This window comes from Nocardia sp. NPDC059764 (assembly GCF_042732555.1).
Classification (GTDB): Bacteria; Actinomycetota; Actinomycetes; order Mycobacteriales; family Mycobacteriaceae; genus Nocardia.
Genome location: NZ_JBHWHH010000039.1, coordinates 1 through 20,149, shown reverse-complemented (window position 1 = coordinate 20,149; position 20,149 = coordinate 1). Strand labels below are relative to the sequence as shown.

Below are 20,149 nucleotides of genomic sequence, written 5' to 3'. Positions count from 1 at the left end.
TCCGATCAGATCGCCATGGCCAGGCGCACCGCGGATTCCGCGCCCGCGCCGCCCTCCCCGGAGGACGTGACGCGGCCCGAGCGCAGCACGGAGAACTGCTGCGCGGCCTGCAGGGCGAAACCGATGTGCTGTTCCACCAGCAGCACGCTCAGGCCGCCGCGGGCGGTGAGATCGATGATGGTGCGCTCGATCTCGGCGACCACCGACGGCTGGATGCCCTCGGTCGGCTCGTCCAGGATCAGCAGTTTCGGTTCGGTGATGAGGGCGCGGGCGATGGCCAGCTGCTGGCGCTGACCGCCGGAGAGCAGTCCGGCCTTGCGGGTCAGCAGTTCCCGCAACGCCGGGAACAGGTCCAGGGCTTCGGCGATGAGTTCCTTGCCCTTGGCCCGGCCGTCGGCCACCACCTGCAGGTTCTCCATTGTGGACAGTTGTGGAAAACTCTGCTGCCCCTGCGGGACATAGGCGATGCCGCGCTTGACCCGCCGAGACGGCGACATCTTGGTGATGTCCTCCCCGCCGAAGCGGATCTTCCCGGACTTGGCGGGCAGCAGACCGACCGCCGCGCGCAGCAGCGAGGTCTTGCCGGCGCCGTTGTGGCCCATGATGGCGGCCACGCCGTTGTCCGGAACCGTCAGGGACACACCGTGAATCACTTCGGTCCGGCCGTAGCCGGTGTGTAGGTCAACGAGTTCCAGCATTCGTGGCCTCCTTCGCCTCGTCCGATTCCTGCTCCGGGCCGGCGGCCTCGGCGGGCGGCAGCTCACCGGCCGCGGCGGTGCCGAGGTAGACCTCCTGCACCTTCGGATCGGCCTGTACCTGCTCCACCGTGCCCTCGCTGAGCACCCGGCCGCCCGCGAGCACGGTCACCGAACTGGCGAACGCGCGCATGAAGTCCATGTCGTGCTCGACCACGATGACCACCCGCTCACCGCCGATGCGGCGCAACAGGTTTCCGGTCTCCTCGCGTTCCTCGGCGCTCATGCCCGCCACCGGTTCGTCGAGCAGCAGCACCGACGCGTTCTGCACCAGCAGCATGCCGATCTCGAGCCACTGCTTCTGGCCGTGCGCGAGCACGCCGGCGGGCTGGTCGCGCAGCGCGGTGAGCCCGATGGTCTCCAGCGCCTCCTCGATGGCGGGCAGCACGGACTTGCGCCGCCGCAGCAGGGTGAGCGCCGACCGTCCCGCGCCCGCCGCGATATCGAGGTTCTGCAGCACGGTGAGCTGTTCGAACACGCTCGCGGTCTGGAAGGTGCGGCCCACGCCCAGGCGGGCGATCTGATGCACCTTGCGGCCGATGAGCTCGGCGCCGGTCTTCTGGGCCGAACCGGTCGCGGGGACCAGTCCGGTGATGGCGTCGATGAGGGTGGTCTTGCCCGCGCCGTTGGGTCCGATCAGGAACCGCAGATCGCCCTGCAGGACGGTGAGATCCACGTCGGAGACGGCCTTGAAGCCGTCGAAACTCACTGAGAGGCCGCGGATTTCGAGGTATTCGCTGTCCATGCCGGCGTTGCCGCCGAGCTTCGGTTCGGGTGCGGTCATCGGGCTTCCACCTTCTGCTCGGCGGCGGGCTCGGCCTCGGTCTGCGGCTCGGTGTCGGCCGCGGGGGCGACGGCGGGCTCGGGTCCGGTGGGCGCGGTGTCGGCGGCCCCGGTAGGTTGCCACCGCTCCAGCAGCTGCTTGGCCATGGGCCCGAATCCGGCCAGCCCGGCCGGAATGAAACCGACCACCACGATGAACAGCGCACCCTGGAAGTAGGTCCACGCCGAGGGGAAGTTCTCCGAGAACGTGGTCTGCGCCCAGGCCACGCCGATCGCGCCCAGCACCGGTCCGAGCAGGGTGGTGCGGCCGCCGATGGCGACGCCGATCAGGAACGCGATGGACGGGACCACGCCGATGTCGGCGGGGGAGATGATCCCGACGATCGGGGTGAACAGCGCGCCCGCGATACCCGCGAAGAACGCGGCCACCACATAGGCGACGATCTTGATATTGGCCGGGTCGTAGCCCAGGAAGCGGACCCGCTCCTCCTGATCCCGCACCGCGACGAGGAGTTCGCCGTACCGGCTGCGCATGAGCTGGCGCGCCACCGCCACCACCGCGAGCAGGGTGCCCGCCGCGATGAAGAACAGCATGCGCCGGTTCACCGGATCGTCCAGGCGGAAACCGAAGAACGACCGGAAGTCGCTGAGCCCGGTGAAACCGCCGATGGTCTGCTGCCCGGTGAGCAGGATCGCCAGCGCCGCGGCCAGCGCCTGACTCAGGATGGCGAAGTACGCGCCCTTGACCCGGCGCTTGAACACGCCGAAACCGAGCACCGCGGCCATGGCGGCCGGGAGCACCAGGATGGCCAGGATCGCCACCGGCGCGGACTCGAAAGGCAGCCAGTACGACGGCAGTTCGGGCACGCCGGCGATGACCATGAACTCCGGCACGTCCTCGTGCGCCTTGGCGGCGTCGGCCATCTGCAGGTGCATGGCCATGATGTACGCGCCCAGTCCGAAGAACACGCCCTGACCGAGGGTGAGCATGCCGCCCCGGCCCCACGCCAGGCCGATGCCGACCGCGACGATGGCGAAGCACAGGAACTTGGCGAGCAGGCTCAGCCGGAAATCGCTGAGCAGCGCGGGCGCGAGCCCGAACAGGACGATGGCGGCGATGGCGAAGCCGCCCAGGGCTTTCAGCGAAGAGTTGGCGCTCAGGCGCTGGATGGTTGTCATGCCAGACTCCTCGTCCGGACGGTGAACAGACCCTGCGGGCGGACCTGCAGGAAGATCACGACCACGATGAAGACGATCACCTTGGCGACCGTCGCCGTGGTCGAGTACTCGATGAACGAATTCAGCAGCCCCATACCGAAGGCCGCGATCACGGTGCCCTTGATCTGTCCCAGGCCGCCGATCACGACCACCAGGAACGCGTCCACCAGATACGACTGCCCGATGGTGGGGCTGGTGGAGCCGATCAGGGTCAGGGCGACACCGGCCACGGCAGCCAGTCCCGACCCGATGAAGAACGTGCTGACGTCGGTGAGACGGGAAGAGACGCCGGAGGTTTCGGCCAGGCTGCGGTTCTGCACCACCGCCCGGATGCGCCGGCCCAGCGGGGTCGTCTTGAGCGCGGTGGCCAGCGCGATCACCGCCACCACGGCCAGCACCATGATGAAGATGCGGGTCTTGGGCACCACGGTGCCCGCGATCCCGATGCCGCCGGTCAGCCATTCGGGCGCGACCACGTTCTTGGCGGGGGCGCCGAAGATGTCGCGCACCGCCTGCTGCAGCACCAGCCCGACACCGAAGGTGACCAGCAGGGTGTCCAGCGGGCGGTCGTACATCCAGCGGATGAGCCCCATTTCCAGGGCGGCGCCCAGCAGACCGCCGACCAGGAAACCGACGAACAGTGACACGATCAGCGCCACGCCGGTCGCCGAGATGAGTTGCTCCACAACGTAAGTGGTGTAACACCCGGCCATGATGAATTCGCCGTGCGCCATATTGATGACGCCCATCTGACCGAAGGTCAGTGACAGGCCCAGCGCGGCGAGCAGCAGGATCGAGCCCAGGCTCAGACCCGTGAACAGCTGTCCGACAGCGACTGCGTTCAATGTGCCCTCCGCTTCGCTCCGGGCCGGTTCGCGGCCCTGGAGGTCTCGTTCTTCCCTCCCTCCGCTCCTCCGCTTCGCTCCCCCGCTGCGCTCAGTCCAGAACGAGACGGGCCGCGAACCATCGGGGCGGTGAACAGGAATTGTTCGTCTATGTGCATGTTGATCAGCTTCTTCGTCAGTCGCCGTACGGCTGGTGCGGCGCTGAGCCGCACCAGCCGCCCCTCATCGGCGGCAGCGAGCTATTTGAGGCCCTTGGCCCAGTCGTAGTTCTTCAGGTACGGGTCCGGCTGGATGGCCTTGCCCGAGTCCCACACGGTGTAGATGAGCCCGTCGGGGTGGATCTCGCCGATGCGGGCGGTCTTGGTGATGTGGTGGTTGGAGCCGTCGATGGTGACGGTGCCCTCCGGGGCGTCGAAGCTGACGCCGTCGGCGGCCTTCTGTATGTCGGCCACGGCGAACGACTTCGCCTTCTCGACGGTCGCCTTCCACAGGAAGACCGAGGTGTAGGCGGCTTCCATCGGGTCGGAGGTGGGCTTGTTGGCGCCGTAGGCGGCCTTGTACGCCGACACGAACGCCTTGTTCTGCGGGGTGTCGACGGTCTGGTAGTAGTTCCAGGCGGTCAGCTGGCCCGAGACGTTCTGCACGCCGACGCCGCCGACCTCCTCCTCGGCGATGGACACCGAGACCACCGGCATCTCGGCGGCCTTCAGGCCCGCGTTCGCGTACTCGCGGAAGAAGGCCACGTTGGAGTCGCCGTTCAGGGTGTTGAACACCGCGCCCGCCTTGGCGCTGCGCACCTTGTTGACGATTGTGGAGAAATCGGTGGAGCCCAGCGGCGCGTAGTCCTCGCCCTTGATCTCGATGCCATTGGCGTTGGCGTAGGCCTTGATCTCCCGGTTGGCGGTCTGCGGGAAGACGTAGTCCGAACCCACCAGGTAGAGGGAGGTGACGCCCTTCTGCTTCAGGTAGTCCAGCGCGGGGATGATCTGCTGGTTGGTGGTGGCGCCGGTGTAGAAGATGTTCTTCGAGTCCTCGAGGCCCTCGTACTGAACCGGGTAGTAGAGCAGCGAGTTCAGCGATTCGAACTTGGGCTTCATGGCCTTGCGGGACGCGGAGGTCCAGCCGCCGAACACCGCGGCGACACAGTCGGAGCTGACCAGCTTCTCGGCCTTCTCGGCGAAGGTCTTCGGATCCGACGCGCCGTCCTCGAGCACCACCTCGATCTTCTTGCCGAGCACGCCGCCCGCCGCGTTGATCTGATCCACCGCCAGCTTGGTGGCATTGGCGACGGTGACCTCACTGATCGCCATGGTGCCGGTCAGCGAGTGCAGCGAACCGATCTTGATGGTGTCCTTCGAAGTGTCCACGCAGGACTTGGCATTGGATCCGGAGGCGGTGTCGCTGTCGCGCGACCCGCAACCGGCGACCAGGACGGCGGACAGCGCCAGCGCGGTCGGAATGGTGATCGCCTTCATCAGGCGGGAGGCCCTGTCCCGGCGGGAAGAGTCGTGCATCGGCGCATCCTTCGGTTCGCTTACGTATACAGCGGCTGTATTCGTGGAACGAAAGGTAAACGGGAGTTGTTGCGCCGGAATGACTCTCGATGAATGTCGGATTTCCTGTGTTGCCCGCTGATGAATTTCTGCTCACCGCAGTAGCTTTGCGATCGTGCGACGGCGGCATCGTTGCAGGTCAACAGGTATGAAACAGGCGAAAGCCGGTACCAGCGGAAGCTGGCACCGGCTCGAAAGCGATGGTGAGGTGGGGTTTACGGCTCGCAGCGGTCAGGAGCAGTACACCAGGCCGGTGTTCTGGTTGACCAAGAAGCACGGCCTGGTGTTGCTCGGCGTCCCGGAGCCGCTGATCCCGCCGATCATCGCGCCGACCAGGATCCCGGCGGGTATCGCCATGAACCCGAAACCGAGGCTGATGACGGTGACCACGAGACCGAAGATGCCCCCGATGAGCGCGCCGGTCGCCGCGTTGGCGCTGCCGGTTTGGGCGGTGCCCTCCGCGACGGCGGTGGCGGTCGGGTGTGCGACCAGTGCGGCGCCGTCGTCAGCGATGCTGGGGTTCAGCGAGAGCACCTGATCGGTGCCGTCGATGGTCACCGAGAGCGGCATCGTGGAAGTGACGATGCCGTTTCCGTCGAGGATGTTCACCGCGGTGTCGGTGAGCTGGAACGTGCCCCCGGTCAGGGTGGTGGTGACGGTCTTGTCCGCATCCGAGCGAACAATGGAGAAGCCCACGTCGTTCGCGTCCTGCGCGGCATGCTGGACGGAATGCACCGTGGCCGGATCGAAGGTCGGCGCGCCGTAGGACGTGCCCCCCGTAATCGCCAGCGCGGCAATGGTGAGACCGGCCGTCGCGATAACCTGCTTGATATTCACGTCATCATGTTCGTACGGAATTCCGCGGGCGTTGCCCGCCCGGATAGGTCATCGAATCCGTCACTGAATGATGTACGGGGAGATGGAACTTCGGTGTTCGCTGATATCCAGGGATTTGCCGAGTGGCGGGAATGCGCGTTGGGGGCAGTTGGCGCGTTCGCACACCCGGCAACCCGCGCCGATCGGAGTCGCTTTGGGCTCGTTGAGATCCAGGCCGTCGGCATAAACGGTGCGGCCGGCGTGACGCAATTCGCAGCCGAGGCCGATTGCGAATGTTTTGCCGGGTTCGCCGTAGCGGGTGGCGCGGCGTTCCACGGTGCGGGCCACCCAGAGGTATTTGCGGCCGTCGGGCATCTGGGCGATCTGGGTCATGATCTTCGCGGGGTAGGCGAAGGTCTCGTAGACGTTCCACAGGGGGCAGGTGCCGCCGCTGGAGGAGAAGTGGAAGCCGGTCGCGGACTGGCGTTTCGACATGTTGCCGGCGCGGTCCACGCGGACGAAGGAGAACGGGACGCCGCGGAGTTTGGGGCGCTGCAGGGTGGACAGGCGGTGGCAGATGGTCTCGTAGCTCTGCGTGAAGAAGGCCGACAGGCGTTCGATGTCGTAGCGGAAGTCCTCGGCCACCTCGTGGAAATGGGTGTACGGCAGGACGGTCGCGGCCGCGAAATAGTTGGCCAGGCCCAATTTCGCCAGCACGATCGACTCCTGGCTGGAGAAATTGCCCTCGGCCACCAGCTTTTCGATGAGGTCGCCGCATTCCAGATAGGCGAGTTCGGCGGCGAGTTTGAAGACGCGCTGGCCGCCGGAGAGATGAGGGGCGATTTCGAGGCGGCGGGCGATCGGATCGAAGCGGTGCAGGACGCCGTCGCCGAGGTCGATGCGTTCGACGATCTGGACGCCGTGGGCGTCGGCGAGGCGGCGCGGGATCTCACGTTTCAGGTCGCCGCCGTGGAAACGCATGCGATGCGTGAGTTCCTCCGCGGCGGTGTCCAATTCGTGAATGTAGTTCTGGCGCTGATAGAAGTAGTCGCGGACTTCCTCGTGCGGTTTCGAGATGGCGGCCGAACCGCTGCCGTCGGCGAACCGGTCCTCGGTGGCCGCGGCCAGCTGGGCGGTGGTGTTCCGATAGCGGCTGTGCATGTTCACCATGGCGCGTGCCAAACCCGGATGCGCGGACACCATTTCGGCGATCTCCTGCGCGTCGGCCTCCACCCCGAGTTCCTGATCCATCACGACCTCCTGGAGTTCGGCGATGAGCCGGGTGTCGTCCTGGGAGGAGAAGAAGCCGGCGTCGACGCCGAAGACTTCGCTGATGCGCAGCAATACCGGTACGGTGAGCGGGCGCACGTCGTGTTCGATCTGATTGAGATAGCTAGCCGAGATCTCGAGCTTCTTGGCCAGCGAGACCTGACTCAAACCGCGCTCGGTGCGCAGCTGCCGCAGCCGCGCTCCGACGTAAGTCTTGGCCATGTGCCCAGTTTATTGGCGAATTCACATCCCTGCCAATCGCAGGATTAGCAGACCTGCTGAGCTGTGCATCACACCGATGTCGGTAGCCCGGGATACCGTCGGGAAATGCTCTTGTCCGAAGTGGTCGAAGCATCAGCTGCCGTGCGGGCGACGTCGTCCCGCAAGAACAAGATCAATATCTGCGCCGAGCTGCTGAAACGGGCTGAGGCGGGGGAGTTGGCGCACGTCGTGGCGTGGCTGTCCGGCGAGCTGACCCAGGGTCGGATCGGCACCGGATGGCGGACGCTGACCGGGCTCGAGGTGGAGTCCGCGACCGTCCACACCCTGGCCGTGGAAACTGTGGACAACTTCTTCGAGCAGCTTTCCGGGGTGAGCGGCACCGGGTCGGCCGCCCGGCGCCAAGAGCTGCTGGCCACCCTGTTCGGGGCCGCCACCCGCGACGAGCACGACTTCCTGATCCGCCTGCTCACCGGGGAGATGCGGCAGGGGGCGCTGGCCGCCATCGTCGCCGAAGCCGTGGCCGTCGCCTTCGACGTGCCGATCGCCGCGGTCCGGCGGGCGCACATGCTGTCCGGGCAGCTGCCGGTCACCGCGGTCGCCGCCCGCACCGGCGGCGCGGCGGCCCTGGAGGCGTTCCGGCTCCGGGTCGGGCGGGCCATCCAGCCCATGCTGGCCTCGCCCGGCGCCAGCCTCGAGGAGGCGGTGGCCGAATTCGACGGGCAGGTCAGCGTCGAGCACAAGATGGACGGCGCGCGCATCCAGGTGCACCGCGACGGCGACCAGGTGTGGGTGTTCACCCGAACCCTGCGTGAGATCACCGCGAGCGTTCCCGAATTGGTGGAACTGGTGCGGAAATTGGATTGCACCAGTGTGGTGCTCGACGGAGAAACCCTGGCGCTCAATGATTCCGGGCGGCCGCGGCCGTTCCAGGAGACCATGAGCCGCTTCGGCGCGACCGTCGCGCAGGAACTGCTGCTGCACCCGTATTTCTTCGACTGCCTGCATGTGAACGGGGAGGATCTGCTCGACGCGCCGTTGCGGGATCGCCGTCGGGCGCTCACCGAGGTGGCCGGGGGTCTCGGCATCCCGGCGCTCATCGCCCCCGATCCCGAGCGCGCCGCCGAGTATTTCGACGGTGCGCTCGCCGCGGGGCACGAAGGCATCATGATCAAATCTCTGGACGCCCCCTATGCTGCGGGTCGTCGCGGGCGGGCCTGGCAGAAGATCAAGCCCACCCACACCCTCGACCTGATCGTGCTGGGCGCGGAATGGGGATACGGCCGCCGCACCGGTTACCTGTCGAATCTCCATCTGGGCGCGCGGGATCCGCAGGGCGGGCCGCCGATCATGGTCGGCAAGACGTTCAAGGGCCTCACCGATGCCCTGCTGGACTGGCAGACCAGTGAATTCCCGCGCCACGAACGCGATCGGGACGCGAATACCGTCTATCTCCATCCGGAACTGGTGGTCGAGATCGCGTTGGACGGAGTGCAGACCAGCCCCCGCTATTCCGGTGGAGTCGCCCTCCGGTTCGCCCGGGTCGTTCGTTATCGCCCCGACAAGGAACCCCACCAGGCCGACACCATCGACACCATTCGGGCCCTGCTACCCGGGGCGAAATAGGGGCTTTTCCCTAAACCTTCCGCGTTTCGGTCCTCTCACAGGAGATTCACAGCTGAAACCTGGGTCGCTCCGAGATTCGTATCGCACGATTCGGTGGTCGAGCTTCGGCGGACGGTTGTCAGGTGACGGGTCGTCGCAGGAACTGCCACCGCATCTCCCACGCGGAATTCCCTGCACGCCCCGTGCCATCCGCCGGCTCGACGGTGGATTGCGCATGGTCCACCTGTGTGGCCGACGGTGCCTCGCCCCCTCGCCGGGCACCGCCGGCCGCGGTCATGTCTCGCGGTGGTCAGGATTCGTAGTCGTGGGTGCCGGTGAGGTTCGGCAGCCGGCGGCGGCCCGCCGCGAGTTCGCCCGCGAGATCCTCGTAGGCGATGGCCAATTCGGTGAGCCGCTGGGCGGCGTCGAGCGTGGCGGCGTCGGGCGACATGGCGAGGGACAGGTAGGCCAGCGCGGAGAACTGGGCCAGCCGGTCCACCACGGTGCCGACGGTCTCGGTGTGCAGGTGCGCGTCGCGGGCGGCCTTGGGCATCTCGGCCGCCACCCAGCAGTCGATATCGTGCACCAGCCGGGCCCGGTCGTGGTCGATGCGGTGGGTGCCGTCGGCGGAGGTGAGTCGCCGCTCGTGCAGGTCCGCGAGTAATCCGGCGCAGCGCAGTACCGGATGGTCGTCGGGGGGCAGGCCGCGGCAGGCTTGCAGCAGGAGGTGTTTCGGCGGGAGCGAATGCACGGCCGACATCCTGCCCCTCGAATGTCTCCGAACGGCAACGACATTCGGTGCCACATTGCCTTCCAGGGGTTGCATCCGGTGCCGTGACGTGCCGTGATGGTGGGGTGATCGTCACCGTGACCATGAACCCCGCCTACGACATGACCTACCGGGTGGAGCATTTCGAGCGTGGTCGCGCGCATCGGGTGCACTCGGTGGACCAGCGGCTGGGCGGGCGTGGCATCAATGTCACGCGGGTGCTCAACCAGCTCGGCAAGTACGCCCGCGCCACCGGGTTCTCGGATCACTCCTTCGCGGCCGCGGCGGAACTCGAGATGCCGGTGGACTTCGTGCACGCGCTGCCGTGGGTGCGGCGCACCGTGGTGATCAGCGAGTCCGACGACGGCACCGCGACCGCGCTGTGGGAGCCGGGGCCGCGAGTCACCGAGCCGCGCGCCGTGGATCAGTTGCGGGTGCGGGTGGCGGGGCTGCTGTCGGACATGAGCGGGCTGGTCATCTCCGGGTCGCTGCCGGGCGGGGTGAGCGCGGGGCTGCCCGCCGAGCTGGCCCGCACCGCCATCGCCCGGGGCGTGCCCACGGTCTGCGATTGTGACGGTCAGACACTGGAATTGGCGGCGCGGGTGCCGGGCATCGTGCTCACGCCGAATGTCGAGGAGCTGGAACGGCTGACCGGCCGCCCGGCGGGCACCGTCCCGGAGATCCTGGCGACCGTGGAACCCCTGATCGCGGACGGTGTGGGCGCGGTGGTGGTGACCCGCGGCGGCGACGGCATGGTGGCGGTGACCCCGACCCGGGCCTGGACGGCCGCGCTGCCGAAGCCGCTGGCGGGCAACCCCACCGGGGCGGGGGACGCCGCGGTGGCGGCCATCATCGCGGCGCTGGCCGCCGAGCCCGCCCCCGACTGGCCGGTACTGCTCGCCGACGCGGTCGCCACCTCGGCCGCGGCGGTGGTGATCCCGGTCGCGGGCGAGATCGACCGGGTGCTGCGGGACCGGCTGCTGCCCACCGTGCGGGTGCGGGAACTGGAGACGGTCGCGGTCCGGCCGTAGACCGCATCGCGCCCGCAGGGGAAAACAGACCCGGCGGCGTGGTGGTCCGATCGGGGGATGACTCGGGGTTACGTTGGGGGAGTGTCGGACCTGGAGACTCAACCCGATCGAGGGCCGGGTGTCGGGAATGGATATCGCATGCCGCGGGTGGTGCGCGCGGCGCAGGTGCTCGCCGTGGGTATGGGCGGGCTGGGCGTGCTGTGCGTGGCGGCCTCGGGCTGGTTGATGGGTTCGACGGCGGCCCTCGCGACGGGGGTGCCGTTCGTCCCGGCGCTGCTGCTCGGGCTGATGGGGTTGACCTTCCATTCCGAGGGCCAGGCGATCCGGGTCGGCGCGATCCTGGTGGCGGTGCTGAACATGTTCTGGACGGTGCCGTCGATTCTGGACGGACGGCCGCCGGGTCCGCTGGGTCCGCTGGTGTCGCTCGCGGTGATCGTGCTGCTGTTCCGGCGCGATGCGCGCGACTGGTTCGAGCCGTCGAGCTTCTGGTGAGCGATCCGGCCGCACCGTAACAAGTCGGTCATCTCGTCTGCTCATTCGCAATCCGCCCGCAATTGCGGGCACCTACCGTGACCCTATGAGTTCGGAAGTGGCCGCGGGGACGGGCATTCACATCAGCGGGCTGAGCAAGACCTTCCGGTCGGGGCGGCGGACGGTGGCCGCCCTGGACGCGGTGGATCTGCACACCGAACAGGGCGCGTTCCTGTCGCTGCTGGGGCCCTCGGGCTGCGGCAAGTCCACGATCCTGCGGATTCTCGCGGATCTGGAGTCGCCGTCGGCGGGGACGGCGCGGATCAATGGCGAAACCCCGGCCGAGCTGCGGCGGCGGCATCAGTTCGGGATTGCCTTCCAGGATTCGGCGCTGTTGCCGTGGCGCAGTGTGGAATCCAATATCAAGCTGCCGTTGCAGGTGGCGGGCCTGCCGGTGGACAAGGAGCTGATCGCGGACCTGATCGCGCTGGTCGGGCTGGAGGGCTTCGAGAAGAGCAAGCCCGCGCAGCTGTCCGGCGGTATGCGGCAACGGGTTTCGATCGCCCGCGCGCTGGTGGTGAAGCCGACCATTCTGCTGCTCGACGAACCGTTCGGCGCGCTCGACGATATGACCCGGCAGCGGCTGAACCTGGAACTGCTGCGCATCTGGACCGAGAAACCCGCCACCACCCTGATGGTCACGCACGGCATCGCCGAGGCCGTCTTCCTCTCCGACGTGGTGGCGGTGATGAGCCCGCGGCCGGGCCGGGTGGTGGAGATCGTCGAGATCGATCTGCCGCGGCCCCGCACCCCGGAGATGATGCGCACCCCCGAATTCCACAAGCTGCACGACTACCTGTCGGAGCTGCTGTTCGGGCGCGGCGGGCACGGAGGGGTGGCGACGGAATGAACCGCCTGTCCCGAATCGGCGGCGCGGCGGGCATTCTCGTGCTGCTCCTGGTGTGGACCCTGCTGGCCGAGCTCCGCGTCGCGGGCGGCACGGTGCCCAGCCCGTGGACCGTGCTGCGCACCATGTACACCGACGGCTGGGCGCTCTACGGGCCGAACTTCCGGATCACCGCGTGGGGCGCGCTGCAGGGCTTCGCGTGGGGGAACGGGCTGGCCATCGCGCTCGCGGTACTGGTGGTGCTGATCCCGCCGATCGAAATGCTGGTCACCCAGCTGGCCATCCTCAGCTACTGCACGCCGCTGCTGGCGCTGGGGCCGATCATCCTGGTGGTGTTCGGCGGCCGCACGCCCACGGTGTTCCTGGCGGCCATGTACTGCTTCTTCACCACCATGGTCGGGACGGTGTCGGGTCTGCGGTCGGCCGATCCCACCGGACTGGACCTGGTGCGCGCCTACGGCGGCGGGCGCTGGCAGCGACTGTGGCGGGTGCAGCTGATCGCGGCGCTGCCGAACACCTTGGCGGCCTTGAAGATCGCCGCGCCGTCCGCGGTGCTGGGCGCGATCATCGGCGAGTACCTGGGCGGCGTGGACAGCGGCATCGGGGTGGCGCTGACCGCCGCGCAGACCGCCTACAACGTGCCGCGCACCTGGGGCATGGCGCTGGCCGCGGCCGCGCTGGCCGGACTGGGCTACGCCATCGTGGCGCTGGTGGCCCGGATCGCGGTGCCGTGGACGCGAGCGGAGGCGTGATGAGAACCCTGAACATGCTGCGTCCGATCGGCAGATTCCTGCTGCCGCTGCTGGTTTCGCTGATCCTGCTGGTGGCGCTGTGGTACGGCTTCCTGAAGCTGTATCCGCAGGTCGGACTGGTCGGCAAGAGTCCGGGCGAGGTGTGGCGGTACCTGGTCACCGGGCCCACCTCCGAGTCCGCCCGCAGGATCATCTTCGGCGAACTGCGGATCACGCTGCGGGACGCGACGATCGGGTTCGGTTCCGGGATGGGCGCGGCGCTGCTGGTGGCCGCGGTGTTCGTGGGCGTCCCGGCGGTGGCGCAGGCGTTCATGCCGGTGGCCATGCTGCTGCGGTCGGTGCCGCTGGTCGCGATCACCCCGATCATCGTGCTGGTGTTCGGCCGCGGGCTGCTGGGCGTGACCGTCATGGCGGCGATCGTGGTGTTCTTCCCGGCGCTGGTGATGATCATGACCGGCTTGCGGTCCGCGCCCCGGCAGGCCAATGAACTCGTGATGGCCTACGGGGGTTCGCATTGGACGGCGCTGCGCATGGTGGCGTTGCCCGCCGCACTGCCGTCGGTGTTCGCGGCGGCGCGAATCTCGGTGCCGGGCGCGCTCATCGGGGCACTGATCGGCGAATGGCTGGGCAGCGGAACAGGTTTGGGCGCGGGCCTGATCCGCGCGATACCCACGTTCCAGTACAACCGGTTGTGGGCATCGATCGCGCTGGTCACGGTGGTGTCGGTGGTGGCCTACGCGGTGGTCGGCGTAGTGGAGAACCTGGTGCTGGCGCGCTTCTCGCCGCGCGCCGGACGGGATTGAGCACATGAGTTAACGCGGCGCATACAAATACGTTGGCCAAAGCAAAAAATCGGAAATCGAAACCGCCTACATTCGCCGCATGAGTGGTTTGTTCCGGCCGGTTCCGGCCGCGCAGTTGTCCATGGGCCGTCGCTCCTTCTTCCGCTACGCCGGGTTGGCCGGCGCGGCGGTGAGCACGGCCGGGGTGCTCGCCGCCTGCGGAAAGGACTCGTCGGGCGGCGGGAACGGCAGTGTCGCCGACGGTTCCAAGTTCGGGACCGTGGCGGTGCAGTTGTCCTGGCTGAAGAACATCGAATTCGCGGGGGAGTATTTCGCCGATTCCAAGGGCTATTTCAAGGACGCCGGATTCGGGTCGGTGAATCTGATCGCGGGCGGCGCGGCCAGCACCTCGGTGGAGGCCGGGCTCGGCACCGGCAAGATCTGGATCGGCATGTCCGCGCCGCAGACCACCGCGCCCGCCATTCTGGAGGGTCTGCCCGCCAAGATCGTCGGCACCACGTATCAGAAGAACCCCTTCTGCATCGTGAGTGCCGCGAACAAGCCGATCCGCAGCCCGCAGGACATGAAGGGCCGCAAGATCGGGGTGCAGGACACCAATCAGCTCATCTTCGACGCGCTGCTCGCCGCCAACAACATGTCACCGGGCGACGTCACCGTGGTGCCCGCGCAATACGATCCGACGCCGCTGGCCAACGGCGAGGTGGACGGCTGGGTCAGCTACGCCACCAACGAGCCGATCACTCTGGCGTCCAAGGGATTCCAGAACGTGAACTTCCTGTTCGCCGACTTCGGGCTGCCGCTGGTCGCGGAGACGCTGACCGTGCATCAGAAAACCATCGACACCGAGCGCGACAAGCTGAAGGCGTTCCTGATGGCGGAGGTGAAGGGCTGGAAGGACGCCGTCGCCAATCCCGGCGAGGCGGCGCGGCTGGCCGTGGAGGTGTACGGCAAGGACCAGCGGCTGGAACTGAAGGAACAGTCGCTCGAAGCGATGGCGCAGAACGATCTGGTGGTGTCCGCGAACACCAAGGCCAACGGCCTGTTCACCATGACCGACGAGCTCATCGCGCAGAACATCGCGGCGCTCGGCAAGTCCAAGATCGACATCAAGGCCGAGCAGCTGTTCGACCTGTCGGTGCTGAAGGAGATGTTCGCCGAGCACCCGGAACTGAAGCAGTAGACCGGGACCGGGGGTCAGCGCGCCAGTTGCACGTGCCGCCGGCCCCCACCCGGCGAAGTGGACAGCGGCTCGGCCGACCGGCCGTTGCGGACCGCCAGCAGTTCCGCGGTGATCGAGACGGCGGTCTCGGCCGGGGTGCGCGCCCCCACGTCCAGGCCCGCCGGGGAGTGCAGGCGGGCGAGGGTCTCGTCGCTGAAACCACCCGCCTGCAGGGCCTCCAGCCGATGCCCGTGTGACGCCGGGGTACCCAGGGCGGCCAGATACCCCAGCTCGGGTAGTCGCAAAGCGACTGTGAGCAAAGGGATTTCGAACTTCGGATCGTGCGAGAGCACCACCATGGCGGTATCGCGATCGATCTCACCGGCCGAGGCCAGGGTGTTGAGATAGCGGTGCGGCCAGTCGACCACCACCTCGCAGCCGGGATAGGCGGTCGGGTTGGCGAAGGTCGGGCGGGCGTCGACGATGGTGATCCGGTAGCCGAGCATCCGGGCCTGGGTGGCCAGCGCGCTCGCGAAAGCATTGGCCCCCACCAGGATCAGATGCGGCGGGCGGGCGAACGAGGACACGAACACGTCGGAGTCGGGGAGCGAGACCAGCTCGGTGCCGTGCTTGCGGTCGGTGATGAGGTGCTGCCCGATCACGTCCGGATCGGAATGCCAGACCACGGTGAACAGGGTGACCTGACGCTGCGCCTCGATATCCGCCGCGATATCCGGGAATTCCGGAAAGTGCCTGCGCGAGAACGGTTCCGTGAAGACGTCGAGGGTGCCGACGCAGTCCATCTGGGCGTCCAGGCCGCTGCCCGGACCGAACCGCTGCAGACCGCGCCGGCCGGTGCGCGCCGACTCCGCGGCCGCCTCGTACGCGGCGGCCTCGGCGCAGCCCGCCGAGATGGATCCGAAGGCCCGGCCGTCGGCGTCCACCACCATGGCCGAACCGATCGGCACCGGCGTCGCGCCCTGCGCCCGAACGAGAGTGGCCAGTCCTCCGGTCCGCCCGCTGTGCCACACCCGAAGAAGGTCGTCGATGATTTCCCGCATCACATGCTCCCGCTCACAGTGCGCTCCCCGCCGGATAATCCCGATCGATCCCCGTAGCGAGGTCATCGCACGTGACGCACACCATATCCGCTCGTTCTCGTAAATAAGTGCCCGCCCCTGAATTTCCCTCCGCGCTCGCGCGGACCCCCGCCCAGTGCGCGCGCCCCAGCACCACCGGATGACCCGGAACCGACCCGAAGAACGCGCGCGCCACCCGGCTCTCGCTCGCCCGCGCCGCCGCGATCACCCGCGCCACCACCTCGGGGCCGACGTCCGGCGTATCCACCGGCATGATGGCCGCGAACTCGGCGGGGGCGGTCGCCGAGGAGCGTGTGGCGATGCCGGGCGCGGCCGCCGCGGCCAGGCCCGCACGGGTCGACGCGCTCAGCCCGAGGTCCCAGTCCTCGACCCAAATGGGTTGCGCGCCTTCGGGAATCGCTATGCCCGAGGTTTGCGACACCAGCCAGCTGCCGTTCGCCGCCCCATACGCGGGTCCGGTCGCGCCCAGCACCACGACGACCCGTTCGCAGCCGCCGTCCCGCAGCGCCCGCACCGCCCCGCGCAGCCACGCGCCACCCTCGGCCAGCACTTTCGGCATGCCATATCGCCGACCGGCACCGGCCGCGAGCAGAATTCCATCGCAGCGTTCGGGACTCACGCGAGCAGGGTAATCCCGCCCGCGCGGGTTCGCTGGCCAAGCGACCAGAAGGGTAGCCCGACCGGCCCGCCGCACATCGGACCAGATGGGACGGTGCGGGGCAGACCGATGGGCCGCGCGGTCACGCGCCGAGCGCGGTCAGCGTCTGCTGGACCTTCAGCGGGCGGGCAGGATCGATGCCCTCGCAGAGGGTGCGGGCCTTCTCCAGATAGACCTGCGCCAGGCCGGGGTTGTCGGCGCGGCGTTCGAGCTCGCCGAGCGCCCACCACGCGGCCGCCTCACCGCCCGCGTCGGACATGCCGCGGGTGAGAGCGCGCGATTCCTCGTATTTGATACGGGCGGAATCGAATTCGCCGCGGTTGCGGTGGATGTGGCCGAAGCCGCGCAGGGTGTCGATCTGGAGCAGGGTGTCCGGGATCTCCTTGCTGATCCGGTAGGCCTCCTCGAACAGCGTCCAGGATTGGTCCAGGTTGCCGCGCAGGCCGGCGATCCCGCCCAGCCCCCACACCGACCAGCCCTCGCAGTAGCCGTCCCCGATCCGCAGGGCGATGGCGTGCGCCCGGTGGTAGTACTCGTCGCCCGCGGCGTACCGCTCACTGAGCCGCTCGATATGGCCGAGTTCGCGCAGCGCGTCGCACTCCAGATGCAGGTCATCGAGCGAATGCGCGATGCGCAGGACCTGCCGGACCGCGTCCCGGGCGGCATCGCGGCGATCCTGGTGCCGCAGCGCGGCGGCATGCCAGAGCAGGGCGCGGGCGGTGCGGGCATGATCGCCGATGTCCTCGGCCAGCCGCCGGGCATGCTCGAAACAGAGCGCGGCCCTGGAGTATTCGCGCACCGTATTGAGCAGGTGACCGAGGCCGTACCAGGCGTCGCATTCGGCGGTCCGGTCGCCGATGGCGTGATTGATCGAGGTGGCGAGCTCGAACATGCTGCGGCTCTCGGCCAGATAGCCCAGGGTGGCGAGCTGCCCGGCCAGCAGATCGGCGAACCGCGCGGTGTCCGAGGTGCGTTCGGCGGTGCGGGCGCATGCCAGCATGGTGCCCAGCCGCTCCTCGAACCACAGCCGGGCCTGCATGACGGCCATATTCGGATTGCGGAAGTCGCGGCCCGCGTGCGGATGCACGGTGTCGAACGCGTGCGGATGCACGGTGTCGAAGGGGCGCGGTTTGCCGATACCGCTCGCCGTCGCCAGATAGTGCCCGAGCAGGCGGCCCAGCGCGGCCCCGTGCTCGCCGGGCCGGCTCTCCGCGTCGGCGCGGCAGCGGGCGTAGAGGTGCAGCAGATTGTGCATCCGATACCGCTGATGACCCGGACGGCTGGCGAGCTGATCGATCATCCCGTCCTCGAAGACCCGCTGCAGCAGGCGTTTCGCGGCCGAGTCCTCGGCCTGCGCCATGGCCGCGAAATCATCCGAGGACACCGTCGAACTCGGGAACCAGCCGAGCAGCCGCACCGCGCGGCGCGCCTCCTCGTCGCGGAGCCGGGCGTACGAGAGGGCGAAGGCGTCACGTATGGACTCGTCCTCGGCGGAGAACTTGTCGAGGATCAGCTCCGCGGGGCACAGACCCACGCTCGGCCCGGTCGCGGGCAGCGTTACCAGGGTGCTCAGGGCGTCGAGGTCGTCGCGCAGGTCCGCCAACAGTCCCGGCCGGCGGCTGATCCGGCCCGCGACCAAGCGGATCGGCAGCGGCAGCCCGCCCGCCACCTCCACGATCCGGCGAGCCGCCGCGGAGTCGTAGCCCGCGCCCAGATTGCCCAGCGTGGCCAGCATCTCCTCGGCCTCGTCCGGGCCCAGCGGCTCCAGCTCCAGCTGATTGACCCGCACCATGCCGGTCAGCGGACGCCGGCTGGTGATCACCACGAAGCAGCTCGGCGACTGCGGCAGCAGCGGCCGGATCTGCTTGCTCTCCAGCACATCGTCGAACACCACGAGGAGCCGCCGCCCCGCGGTCTCGCGTCGCCACAGCTGCGCCAACCGGCCCTGATCGGCCCGCAGCGGCGGCCGCACCCCCAGCTGACTCAGGCCTGCCGCCAGCAGCCGGGACGCGCCGGTCGCGCCCGCCTCCCGATCGTGACTGCGCATCCCCAGCCACACCGCGCCGTCCGGGAAGCGGTCGGCGAACTTGGCGACCAGCTGCCGGGTGAAGGCGGTCTTGCCCACCCCGGCTACACCCGTGATCAACTGCGCGCGGGAGTCGCCCAGGAAGTGCAGGTCTACCCGGCGGCGCATCTCCTCCATGGGGTGGCGGCGGCCGATGAAGGTCGTCGAATCCGCCGTGGGAACGTACAGCTGCCCGGCGCCGGTCCGGTTCAGCCCCAGGCGTTCCCGCGCGGATTGGTAGGCGCGGCGATCGCCCGGCGACAGGTGCGCCAGATCCTCGACGTCGACGAGCCGGTCCCAGGTGGTGTTGTACACCAGCGCGAGCAACTCCAGCGTGTGCAGCGCGGGCGCCCGATAGCCGTACCCCTCCGGTGTGCGGGCGGGCCACTTCTCGATCTCGCACAGCCGGCTGTTCTTCATCCGCGGCTCCCGATGACCGTCCGGATCCACCAGGGGCGCAAGCTGATTGAAGCGTTCCGCCGCCTGCCGCTGATTGAGGCCGTTGGCCTTGCGCCACGCCGTGCGCGGCCGCAGCCCCCGCCGCATCAGCTCGACGGCCAGCGGCTCCACCAAGGTCTGCTCGCTCAATCCGAGCGCCCGCAGCGAACGGCCGAGCCGGGCGATCTCCTGCGAGGAAGCGGCGGTCGACTCCATCGGGGCACCTCCTCGACCGCCCGCCATCGCCCGGCAATCGGAGATCCGGGCGTATTCGCTTGGCGGACAGCTGTATTCGCTATCGACGGTAGCGAAGAAATCCGGGGCCGGGCGGGAAACTTCCGGGTCCGGGCCCGCTCTCGGCGCAGGTCGGAGCCGGTTCGGACCGGGAAGAAACGGCGGGACATCGCGGTACGGGGACGGCGGCTCGCGAACGGTCCAATGGAAGCGTCGGGCAATGCCGGGACGGGGCGGGTCCGAGTGGAACGGAGGATCGGGATGGCCGTATGGGAAAACGAGTGGCTGATCACCTCGGACGTCGCTCACGAGGTGGCGTTCCGGGTGGATGTGCCCGAGCGGGGACGGGGACGGTGGGTGCTCTCGTACCTGCCCACGACGCGGCGACTGACCAGGGCGCAAGCCCTGGCGGGTATCCGGCTCGCAGAGCTGATCCTGCTCGGATTCTCCAGGTCCACAGGGGAATTCGACGCCGAAGCCGCGAGCCTGCACGCCGCGCTGATCGGCCTCGGCCTCACCGAGGCCATGTGCCTGCTCGCCCTGCGCGACACCGGCGGCGACGGGGAGCCGGGGCCGCGCGAGGAGGACGAAGCACGGGCGCGACGGCCGATCGAGCGATGCCATCCCCCCGTGGCGCTTGTCGAGCCGTCGAAGGGCTGAGGGGTGTCCGCCGCAAACACGAGGCCCCGCACCGGATTC

Annotated in this window: 19 protein-coding genes; 8 read left to right on the top strand and 11 right to left on the bottom strand. The window is 68.5% G+C overall.

Features of this window, described 5'->3' with window-relative positions:
• Positions 1-5 precede the first annotated feature (5 nt).
• The 7 genes from urtE to ramB all read right to left on the bottom strand — a co-directional run bounded on the left by urtE (position 6) and on the right by ramB (position 7,461).
• On the bottom strand, positions 6-698 hold the full coding sequence (urtE, locus tag ACFV4K_RS11535) for an urea ABC transporter ATP-binding subunit UrtE (protein ID WP_379274092.1): 693 nt from the start codon (positions 696-698) through the stop codon (positions 6-8).
• Entirely contained in the window at positions 682-1,539 is an 858-nt protein-coding gene (gene urtD / locus ACFV4K_RS11530; RefSeq protein ID WP_379274090.1) for an urea ABC transporter ATP-binding protein UrtD, read from the bottom strand. The genes urtE and urtD overlap by 17 nt, the downstream gene beginning before the upstream one ends.
• The gene (gene urtC, locus ACFV4K_RS11525; protein WP_379274088.1) at positions 1,536-2,717 is read right to left on the bottom strand and encodes an urea ABC transporter permease subunit UrtC; all 1,182 of its coding nucleotides are present in this window, start codon (positions 2,715-2,717) and stop codon (positions 1,536-1,538) included. Before urtC ends, urtD begins: the two co-directional genes overlap by 4 nt.
• Entirely contained in the window at positions 2,714-3,601 is an 888-nt protein-coding gene (gene urtB, locus ACFV4K_RS11520) for an urea ABC transporter permease subunit UrtB (protein WP_379274087.1), read from the bottom strand. The genes urtC and urtB overlap by 4 nt, the downstream gene beginning before the upstream one ends.
• A gap of 239 nt (positions 3,602-3,840) precedes the next feature.
• The gene (gene urtA / locus ACFV4K_RS11515; RefSeq protein WP_379274143.1) at positions 3,841-5,076 is read right to left on the bottom strand and encodes an urea ABC transporter substrate-binding protein; all 1,236 of its coding nucleotides are present in this window, start codon (positions 5,074-5,076) and stop codon (positions 3,841-3,843) included.
• Between the two features lie 309 nt (positions 5,077-5,385).
• A complete protein-coding gene (locus tag ACFV4K_RS11510) occupies positions 5,386-5,991 on the bottom strand; it encodes a hypothetical protein (protein WP_379274085.1) in 606 nt (201 codons plus the stop codon).
• 60 nt (positions 5,992-6,051) lie between these two features.
• The gene (gene ramB / locus ACFV4K_RS11505) at positions 6,052-7,461 is read right to left on the bottom strand and encodes an acetate metabolism transcriptional regulator RamB (RefSeq protein ID WP_379274083.1); all 1,410 of its coding nucleotides are present in this window, start codon (positions 7,459-7,461) and stop codon (positions 6,052-6,054) included.
• Between the two features lie 105 nt (positions 7,462-7,566).
• Between ramB and ACFV4K_RS11500 the strand changes: the two genes are divergently transcribed.
• The gene (locus ACFV4K_RS11500; protein WP_379274081.1) at positions 7,567-9,084 is read left to right on the top strand and encodes an ATP-dependent DNA ligase; all 1,518 of its coding nucleotides are present in this window, start codon (positions 7,567-7,569) and stop codon (positions 9,082-9,084) included.
• Between the two features lie 289 nt (positions 9,085-9,373).
• Here the strand turns inward: ACFV4K_RS11500 and ACFV4K_RS11495 are convergent, their stop codons facing one another.
• Complete coding sequence (locus ACFV4K_RS11495; RefSeq protein WP_379274079.1) at positions 9,374-9,814, bottom strand: DUF4254 domain-containing protein; 441 nt, start codon at positions 9,812-9,814, stop codon at positions 9,374-9,376.
• Between the two features lie 83 nt (positions 9,815-9,897).
• Between ACFV4K_RS11495 and ACFV4K_RS11490 the strand changes: the two genes are divergently transcribed.
• The 6 genes from ACFV4K_RS11490 to ACFV4K_RS11465 all read left to right on the top strand — a co-directional run bounded on the left by ACFV4K_RS11490 (position 9,898) and on the right by ACFV4K_RS11465 (position 14,976).
• Positions 9,898-10,863 carry a hexose kinase gene (locus ACFV4K_RS11490; protein ID WP_379274077.1) on the top strand — a complete coding sequence of 322 codons (966 nt, stop codon included), beginning with the start codon at positions 9,898-9,900 and terminating at the stop codon, positions 10,861-10,863.
• A 138-nt stretch (positions 10,864-11,001) separates the two neighbouring features.
• On the top strand, positions 11,002-11,355 hold the full coding sequence (locus ACFV4K_RS11485) for a hypothetical protein (RefSeq protein WP_379274076.1): 354 nt from the start codon (positions 11,002-11,004) through the stop codon (positions 11,353-11,355).
• A gap of 85 nt (positions 11,356-11,440) precedes the next feature.
• Positions 11,441-12,244, top strand: a complete 804-nt coding sequence (locus ACFV4K_RS11480) for an ABC transporter ATP-binding protein (RefSeq protein ID WP_379274074.1) — start codon at positions 11,441-11,443, stop codon at positions 12,242-12,244.
• Positions 12,241-12,993: an ABC transporter permease gene (locus tag ACFV4K_RS11475; protein ID WP_379274072.1), complete on the top strand. Its 753-nt coding sequence runs from the start codon at positions 12,241-12,243 to the stop codon at positions 12,991-12,993. The genes ACFV4K_RS11480 and ACFV4K_RS11475 overlap by 4 nt, the downstream gene beginning before the upstream one ends.
• 8 nt (positions 12,994-13,001) lie before the next feature.
• Positions 13,002-13,796 (top strand): ABC transporter permease, encoded by a 795-nt coding sequence (locus ACFV4K_RS11470; RefSeq protein ID WP_379274141.1) that lies wholly within the window; start codon positions 13,002-13,004, stop codon positions 13,794-13,796.
• A 79-nt stretch (positions 13,797-13,875) separates the two neighbouring features.
• Positions 13,876-14,976 carry an ABC transporter substrate-binding protein gene (locus tag ACFV4K_RS11465; protein ID WP_379274070.1) on the top strand — a complete coding sequence of 367 codons (1,101 nt, stop codon included), beginning with the start codon at positions 13,876-13,878 and terminating at the stop codon, positions 14,974-14,976.
• A gap of 14 nt (positions 14,977-14,990) precedes the next feature.
• Here the strand turns inward: ACFV4K_RS11465 and ACFV4K_RS11460 are convergent, their stop codons facing one another.
• From ACFV4K_RS11460 to ACFV4K_RS11450, 3 genes are all read right to left on the bottom strand, one after another.
• Positions 14,991-16,016 carry an XdhC family protein gene (locus ACFV4K_RS11460; RefSeq protein ID WP_379274068.1) on the bottom strand — a complete coding sequence of 342 codons (1,026 nt, stop codon included), beginning with the start codon at positions 16,014-16,016 and terminating at the stop codon, positions 14,991-14,993.
• Positions 16,017-16,029: 13 nt separating this feature from the next.
• Entirely contained in the window at positions 16,030-16,674 is a 645-nt protein-coding gene (locus ACFV4K_RS11455) for an NTP transferase domain-containing protein (protein WP_379274066.1), read from the bottom strand.
• A 121-nt stretch (positions 16,675-16,795) separates the two neighbouring features.
• The gene (locus ACFV4K_RS11450) at positions 16,796-19,432 is read right to left on the bottom strand and encodes an NB-ARC domain-containing protein (protein ID WP_379274064.1); all 2,637 of its coding nucleotides are present in this window, start codon (positions 19,430-19,432) and stop codon (positions 16,796-16,798) included.
• Between the two features lie 279 nt (positions 19,433-19,711).
• Here ACFV4K_RS11450 and ACFV4K_RS11445 point away from each other — a divergent pair, with 279 nt between their 5' ends.
• Positions 19,712-20,110, top strand: coding sequence for a hypothetical protein (locus tag ACFV4K_RS11445; protein ID WP_379274063.1), 399 nt, complete (start codon positions 19,712-19,714; stop codon positions 20,108-20,110).
• Positions 20,111-20,149 lie beyond the last annotated feature (39 nt).

Excerpts from the sequence above, each read along its gene's own strand:
- urtE (WP_379274092.1), bottom strand. The coding sequence starts at position 698 with ATGCTGGAACTCGTTGACCTACACACCGGCTACGGCCGGACCGAAGTG.
- urtD (WP_379274090.1), bottom strand. The coding sequence starts at position 1,539 with ATGACCGCACCCGAACCGAAGCTCGGCGGCAACGCCGGCATGGACAGC.
- urtC (WP_379274088.1), bottom strand. The coding sequence starts at position 2,717 with ATGACAACCATCCAGCGCCTGAGCGCCAACTCTTCGCTGAAAGCCCTG.
- urtA (WP_379274143.1), bottom strand. The coding sequence starts at position 5,076 with ATGAAGGCGATCACCATTCCGACCGCGCTGGCGCTGTCCGCCGTCCTG.
- ramB (WP_379274083.1), bottom strand. The coding sequence starts at position 7,461 with ATGGCCAAGACTTACGTCGGAGCGCGGCTGCGGCAGCTGCGCACCGAG.
- ACFV4K_RS11500 (WP_379274081.1), top strand. The coding sequence starts at position 7,567 with ATGCTCTTGTCCGAAGTGGTCGAAGCATCAGCTGCCGTGCGGGCGACG.
- ACFV4K_RS11485 (WP_379274076.1), top strand. The coding sequence starts at position 11,002 with ATGCCGCGGGTGGTGCGCGCGGCGCAGGTGCTCGCCGTGGGTATGGGC.
- ACFV4K_RS11480 (WP_379274074.1), top strand. The coding sequence starts at position 11,441 with ATGAGTTCGGAAGTGGCCGCGGGGACGGGCATTCACATCAGCGGGCTG.
- ACFV4K_RS11475 (WP_379274072.1), top strand. The coding sequence starts at position 12,241 with ATGAACCGCCTGTCCCGAATCGGCGGCGCGGCGGGCATTCTCGTGCTG.
- ACFV4K_RS11465 (WP_379274070.1), top strand. The coding sequence starts at position 13,876 with ATGAGTGGTTTGTTCCGGCCGGTTCCGGCCGCGCAGTTGTCCATGGGC.
- ACFV4K_RS11460 (WP_379274068.1), bottom strand. The coding sequence starts at position 16,016 with ATGCGGGAAATCATCGACGACCTTCTTCGGGTGTGGCACAGCGGGCGG.
- ACFV4K_RS11450 (WP_379274064.1), bottom strand. The coding sequence starts at position 19,432 with ATGGAGTCGACCGCCGCTTCCTCGCAGGAGATCGCCCGGCTCGGCCGT.
- ACFV4K_RS11445 (WP_379274063.1), top strand. The coding sequence starts at position 19,712 with ATGGCCGTATGGGAAAACGAGTGGCTGATCACCTCGGACGTCGCTCAC.